Raw genomic sequence first — 756 nt, forward strand, 5'->3', positions numbered from 1 at the left:
TTATTCTGGGAAAGTCAATTAACCCACGTTGAAGAAGGCATGCTTTGGCGTAATTTATCCGGGGATATCATCCCGTTCCCGGATGTGCCGGCAGGTCATCGTTGTTTCTGTCCGGAGGCACAAAGCTGGCTGATACATACGGAAGATGGTGAATGGGAAATCCGGGATGCGGGCGAATTGGTTTATCACTATGCCGCTTTTGACAATGACGGTATCAGCCGATTAAGCCACATCCGTGATAATGTTGGCAATGAGCAACGATTCCATTACAACAAACAGCATAAGATGGTCAATATCACTGGTTGCGGCGCAATGAATCTACACTGTGATTATCAGCTCATGGAAATCAATGGCAAGACGGTTTCCCGGCTGACCACCGTCTGGCGAGAGTTGTATAACGGCCAACGTGTGCGCCTTTGCCATTATCGCTATGATGAGAACGCTCGGCTTATCGGTGTCAGCCATCGCAATGACCACCTCCAGCGTCAATTTGGCTGGGCTGAACACGGTATGATGGCATGGCATCAGGATAAGCGTGGTCTGCGCTGTGATTACGCATGGGGATCTACCGAAGAAGGTTTGTGGCGTGTTATTTCCCAGAAAACCAGCGAAGGCGCAGGCTACCGATTGGATTATGATGATGAAAACCAGACCCGTACCGCCCATTGGCATGATGGCTCCCGTACCGTTTGGAGATTGAACGAAAATCATCAAATCATTCATTGTGCTGACCGCAATGGCACAGAGCACCATATC

Annotated in this window: 1 pseudogene; it reads left to right on the forward strand. The window is 49.5% G+C overall.

Annotated features, from left to right (window positions below):
- A pseudogene (locus FE392_RS19830) lies at positions 1-756 on the forward strand (type IV secretion protein Rhs); the annotation flags it as partial.

This window comes from Xenorhabdus santafensis, assembly GCF_033949405.1.
Lineage (GTDB): Bacteria > Pseudomonadota > Gammaproteobacteria > Enterobacterales > Enterobacteriaceae > Xenorhabdus > Xenorhabdus santafensis.